Origin of the sequence: Shewanella sp. CAL98-MNA-CIBAN-0140 (assembly GCF_040309905.1) — a bacterium.
GTDB lineage: Bacteria > Pseudomonadota > Gammaproteobacteria > Enterobacterales > Shewanellaceae > Shewanella > Shewanella psychromarinicola.
The window spans coordinates 22,188-28,187 of the sequence record NZ_JBEOPI010000048.1; the positions used below are offsets into that span (position 1 = coordinate 22,188).

Consider the following 6,000-nt stretch of genomic DNA (forward strand, 5'->3'; position numbering starts at 1 on the left):
CGAACATATTTTAACCAGAAAATATCTACAAGCCATAGGGATAGTATTATATTGCGATGTTTTTTTAATCGAATTCCCAGCTTATATCCATGCCACGGTCAATTGAACATGCACAAGTCACACATTGGCTACAAATCTGTATCGAAATTTTTACATACCTCTTTTGATATAGGATAATAAACAGTTACAAAATGTAGGGTTTTATTGTTATAAAAAATATATTAGGGAGCAAAGATGAAAACATTTTATTTCATTGCCATATTTGTATTATTTTCCATGTTAGCGTTCAACGCTAATGCGCAATGGGATGATGATACCGGCTGCATGAGTTGCCATAATGGCATCGAACAATTTTCACAAGTTGACGGCATGGCCGATCTGACTTGTGTTGATTGCCACAATGGTGATGGTATCGCCACCAACATGAAAACCGCTCACACAGATATGTGGGCCAATCCGACAGACTTACGGGTTATTAACGACACCTGTGGCAGTTGTCACCCAGATGAAGTCGACAACGCCAAAACCTCACTCCATGCCACTATGGCCGGAGTAATTTCAGGTACTCGCTACAACTTTGCTAGCCAAGATCGTAATGCGATCCATGCCACTTACGATGTTAAAGCACTGAAAACGGGCCGAGAAGGCACAGTTGAAAGCCTAACCCAGATACCAAGTTATGACCCAACTCAACCAGAATCAAACACCAATTCACCAGGTGATGATTACCTCCGCAACCAGTGTTTACGTTGCCATATTTGGAGCGACGGCCATCAACGCGATGGCGATTACCGCGCGTCTGGCTGTGCAGCATGTCATGTTGAATACAGTAACGATGGCACCTATGAAGGTGGCGATAAGGCCATAGATAAAACTCAAAAAGATCGTCCTCGCAAGCATAAAATGACCAAGAAAATGACCGTAGACCAGTGTCAGCATTGTCATAACCGCGGCGGACGTACGGGCGTAAGCTATAAAGGCATGATGGAATCTGACGGATACGGCACACCCTATACCGAAGACGGTGACAAGCAGGGTAAGCTGCATGGCAAACACTACAACTTCCTTGAAGCTGATTTACACTATGATGCTGGTATGAGTTGTATTGACTGCCACACCAAAAACGAAATGCACGGTGATGGCTACTTATATACCAAAAAAGAGCACGCCTTAGAAATCCGTTGTGTGTCTTGTCATGGTACGCCAACCACCGAAGCCACATTAAAAACCTCACGCGACATGCCCTTGAACAACCTCAAACGTGAAGGCAAAACAGTAACTTTAACCACTAAAAACGACGGTAAAAAACTGGATGTTCCTCAACTAAAAGATAAAGAGTTGTCTAAAGAAGGCTATGTTGCGATGGTGAAAATTGCCAGCCACATGGAAAAAATGGAATGTTCTACCTGTCATGCAGCTTGGGCACCGCAATGCTATGGCTGTCATGCTAAGCAAGACATCAGCAAGCCAAATGGCGATTGGCTTAACGGCACGGGTGATGACCCCTCTAAACAAGGTAACAAAGCTAACTTAGCCAAGAATGCCTTCAGCTGGGATGAATCCCGTTCATACGTTCGTTGGGAAATGCCTGCATTAGGGATTAACCATCGCGGAAAAGTGTCTACTTTCGTACCGGGTTGCCAAGTATTTTTAACTCAAGTAGATGGTAAAAAATCGATTGTAAGCAATAAAACTTACACCACCGTCGATGGCACCAGTGGTATTTCACACAACCCGATCCAGCCTCATACCATGAGCAAAAAGTCGCGTACTTGTGAAGAATGTCATACCAACCCGAAAGTATTGGGCTTAGGGAGCGGTGTATACGACATCAACAGAAACTTCCCAGACGGCAAAGCCCCTATCGATTTTGAACTGGAACGTTTTGTTGATGAAAACGGTAAACAACTGCAATCAACTTCACATGAAGGTGCTCGTCCATTTAATAAACAAGAAATGGATCGCATCAGCCGAGTCGGCACTTGTTTAGCCTGTCATGGCAGTGATGAAATCAATGCCACAGGTAAAGCACCAAACGATGTAACCCATAATAAAGTGATTAGAAAGATGGCTGAAAAAGCCAAATAATCGATCAAAGCATTTTATAAACAAGTCATAACCAAAAGGGTAAACATTATGTTTACCCTTTTTTTTGGTTATATGCTTAGTTAACAAGAGCAACCGTTACCCAGACCAATAGAGGGTTTCAAACAACTCTTTTTCCCGCGGTCGAAGTTGTATTGACGTGCTATTGCTAATGGTTCAGCAAAATAGACATTTAATCCCAAACTTAAAACATTAACCAAGTTTAACGTGACATATTATGTCCAGATATTGCAAACTGTACATTAAGTCATCGTTACTAATTTATAGGTAACGTTTTTAGACACCCATTTTCAGACGAACTGCATTCAGGAGCCACTATGAAATTTAATCAATCATTCCACACTGCCAATTTGAAAAGTCGGTTCACGGCAATGAACCCAATTTTGGCATTACTGATGTTTTTTAGCATCGCATTAACCACGATTGTGCTATTACCCTTTTTATTGTTACTGGGCTTATTAAGCTTTATTACACTACAGCTCTTAGGTAAAAAAATATTGCAGAGAAACCAGCCACACGCTCAACAAGGTGATGTCTACCAAGACAGCGCTGATGTGCAGCGCGAACAAGCTGCGCCTTATGCTGAGATGTTTAACCGATCTAAACCGAATCAAACTCAACACACTGGACGCACATTTGAGCATCAAGCAGATTAACTAACCGTTAGATGTGCTTAGTGATCACCTTACCGATCCTAGACATTAATCCAAATTGATATCGGCTATGTTTATCTAAAATTACCGTCATTAGTCCTCATTACCAGCAAGCTATTAACGCTATCTAAGGCGGTAAAACCTTCAATATTCGCCAAAAATATCGGCTGGCTATGTTTATTTTGATGTAAAACATAAAGTGCTGCTAAACACTAGTCACCTCTTAAGCATTGAATCGCGCCGATCAAACCCCAATGTCATTAGAAGGCGGGCAAATAGAGTAGCAAACGATGCTGCCACATTTGCCAGTAATATAAGCCAAAAATTCGATACTGAGGAGAAGATAAAATGAAACAGACACTCATTTTAGGCGCAAGCGGACAGATCGGTAACATGGCAACAAAGCAGCTATTAGCAGAAGGCCAATCAGTAATAGCGTTAGTGCGAGATAAAAATAAATTGGCTGATATCGCCAGTGATAAGAAGCTACGCATAGTTGAAGTGGATTTAGAACAGGACTTTAGCCAAGCATTTAACGATTGCGATCAGGTCATTTTCAGCGCTGGCTCAGGTGGCAAAACAGGTGCAGACAAAACTATGCTCATTGATTTATGGGCGGCCTGTAAAGCCATTGATTACGCAAAAGCGGCTAATGTGTCACATTTCATTATGGTTAGCTCTATCGGTGCTGACGATCCCGACCAAGGTTCAGAACAAATGAAGCCTTACTTAGTTGCCAAACACATGGCCGACGAACACTTGATCAACAGTGGGCTTAACTACACCATATTTAGACCGGCTTCATTAACCGATGATCGCGCCACAGGTAAAGTGCAAACCCAGCGGCCGAGCAGCAAACAAGAGATGACTATTCACAGAGAAGATGTTGCTCGAGCACTGACTTACGCGGTAGGAAAACCGCAGCTAGGCGGCAAAGTCTTTGAATTATTTAATGGCAGCAAATCCCTCACTGATGTCCTAAATTAATCCATTCAGTAGACATTCGCCTAACAACGCCATAAACACTGAAATAAAACGGCCAGCACAACGCTGGCCGTTTTATTTTTAGTATTTTTTCATAGTCTTAGATACAATAAATTAGCTATATTGCGTGGTTAAGCGCACCACTATTTAACCCTAAAATGTAAGCCTGAAATGTAAGCCTGAAATGACATTTCATCCATCGCACACTGCAGATTACCGAACTGACTGGCGATTATCGAGATATGAAAGAGCCACCATTGTGCAAATGATAGCAACTAATGAGCTAGTTCACTTTTGGACAAAAGTGGGTTTAAGATATGGCCTGAGGCCACCAACGTCGTGGCGCTTCGCCCACACCAGACCAAGAGGAAACCAACGGCAGCTCCCTCTTTACTCTTTTTAAAAGAATTGGCCTAGCCGCCCCGCAATATTTTCCCAATTGACTTAAACAACAGATGCGAAAAGGTCGCCACGGGGATTTATCCAGTTTTTGACTTCATCTGTAACCGTCTTCGGCCCATCTTATAATAAAGAGTGAAAATGCTAACGCTTCCGATGGTACATCCTGTACCGCGAAAGCTAGCGGGCCATCCATGGCCAGCTCACGTCATTTTCTTCAACGGCCTCAAGTTCAGAGGTGAATTTAGGCATTTTCAATCAAGGCATCTAAATCATTTATGGACATAAATCAGTTAGTGCAAAGGGTCTAAAAGTTGATCTCAGGATTAGGAAAAGTATCCTTAAATCTTTGTACGTGCTACATGCTTCCAAAAAAAATCAGCATTACTCTTGGCTTGTTGCTCGGATTCTTCAATGGGGTAGCTAACTCGTTGAAATAGTCTGTTAAGGGTAAGTAATATAACTTTCATCTGCCCTAACAAGTAAAATACATCTCCAATTTCGTGACCATTAGCTTTTACGTCATATACACCGTCTTTATGTGCAAGTAACTTGTTTCGGAGCAACTTAATCCTTGTTGCTTGCCCTGAATTCAGTAGTTCCTCAATATTACCGATGCATTCAAGAAAGTCCTGATCAAATTTAGCTACACGCTTGCTAACAAATTCACTTTGACAACGGGATGCTGACTCGTTGAGTTTTACTACATTTGGCTCAGCAATATAGTAGCTTTTAAGATACTTTGTGTTGAATTTAGTATCTTTATCAGTCAACTGCTCAAGCAGGTTATAAAGGCTTAAATTCGATGACCCTTTCGACGGATCAAATAGCCAAGAATGAACATCAACCATTAAAGATGCATACAAAGTATGTTGCAACGTAAGAATACTTCTCCGGATAGGAGAAGATAAGGAACTTAGGGAGTTGCTCAGATTTATCGATACAGACAGAAGTTCTTTGGGTTCCAAAAGATTTAAGTAGCCAATGGTCGCTGAATCAATTTTCTTCTGAAACCTAGGCAATTGCTGTTTTCTCATTGATTTTCTCTAAATACATAACGCTGTATGGACAGTAATCCACTGCCTATCCCAAAACCAGCCGCTGTGACAAACCGAGCCAGTGAATTCACTAATTAAGTGAGCTACTAATTGCTTGAAGTATGTCAAAGAACACCACCTCTGACTTGTCGACAAGACCTAACAGATAAGGATAAATAAGCAAAAGCAACGCTTGCCAAAAAGAGAAAACACTTAAGATGGTGCCAATTAGCATCATCCAAACACCGCACGCCTCCTCAATTGCTTTACTCTTTACTTTTTGAGCTTCACATTGACTAATGATATCGTTACAAAAAAACAAGCCATCACCGTTTATATCTGAGTCATAAGTGACATAACTTGAAAAAGCTTTCAACAATCGATGTTTTAGTGAAAGTAGCACACCAAATAATCCAATAACGACACCTGCTTTTTTAAGGTATTGGAAACCAAAGGCCTTAGAATCAAGAATGATAGCTGCAACGACTAGAAGTACACTTAACATAAGCAATATTGAAAGTTTCAAAATATTACTTAAAACTCGTGTTGTAAATCTAACGTAGAACGGCAAAATCACATCTTGCTTTCGAGTATTACTTGTCATATTGCCCACTATGTAACACTAGAATGATGAAGCCATAATATTTTTTTTAAGCTCATTAAATACTTTAAAGGATGCAGTACCTAAGAATTTCCGACCATCTTTGAACTCACAAATAAAAGTAGTATCTTTGCTCTTTCCACCTAGGGGCTGTTGATCTTTGTTTGAATTTTGTGCGAAGAAGGTAATCTCGTATAATTCACTTCGCCAAAAACAAATA

6 protein-coding genes are annotated in these 6,000 nt (G+C 40.9%); 3 read left to right on the forward strand and 3 right to left on the reverse strand.

Translation table 11 applies throughout. The features are described 5' to 3' along the window. The first annotated feature begins 234 nt into the window (after positions 1-234). The 3 genes from AAEY93_RS18500 to AAEY93_RS18510 all read left to right on the forward strand — a co-directional run bounded on the left by AAEY93_RS18500 (position 235) and on the right by AAEY93_RS18510 (position 3,746). Entirely contained in the window at positions 235-2,088 is a 1,854-nt protein-coding gene (locus tag AAEY93_RS18500; RefSeq protein ID WP_124013165.1) for a multiheme c-type cytochrome, read from the forward strand. Positions 2,089-2,423: 335 nt separating this feature from the next. Beyond that, positions 2,424-2,762: a hypothetical protein gene (locus AAEY93_RS18505; RefSeq protein WP_101033129.1), complete on the forward strand. Its 339-nt coding sequence runs from the start codon at positions 2,424-2,426 to the stop codon at positions 2,760-2,762. Between the two features lie 345 nt (positions 2,763-3,107). Next, positions 3,108-3,746 carry an SDR family oxidoreductase gene (locus AAEY93_RS18510; protein WP_124013164.1) on the forward strand — a complete coding sequence of 213 codons (639 nt, stop codon included), beginning with the start codon at positions 3,108-3,110 and terminating at the stop codon, positions 3,744-3,746. 737 nt (positions 3,747-4,483) lie between these two features. Here AAEY93_RS18510 and AAEY93_RS18515 read toward each other — a convergent pair. From AAEY93_RS18515 to AAEY93_RS18525, 3 genes are all read right to left on the reverse strand, one after another. Continuing rightward, complete coding sequence (locus tag AAEY93_RS18515) at positions 4,484-5,179, reverse strand: AbiU2 domain-containing protein (RefSeq protein WP_351078973.1); 696 nt, start codon at positions 5,177-5,179, stop codon at positions 4,484-4,486. Positions 5,180-5,270: 91 nt separating this feature from the next. Further along, positions 5,271-5,783: a hypothetical protein gene (locus AAEY93_RS18520; RefSeq protein WP_351078975.1), complete on the reverse strand. Its 513-nt coding sequence runs from the start codon at positions 5,781-5,783 to the stop codon at positions 5,271-5,273. 18 nt (positions 5,784-5,801) lie between these two features. Continuing rightward, positions 5,802-6,000 (reverse strand): hypothetical protein (locus tag AAEY93_RS18525; RefSeq protein ID WP_351078978.1); only part of this gene is annotated, 199 nt, incomplete at its 5' end.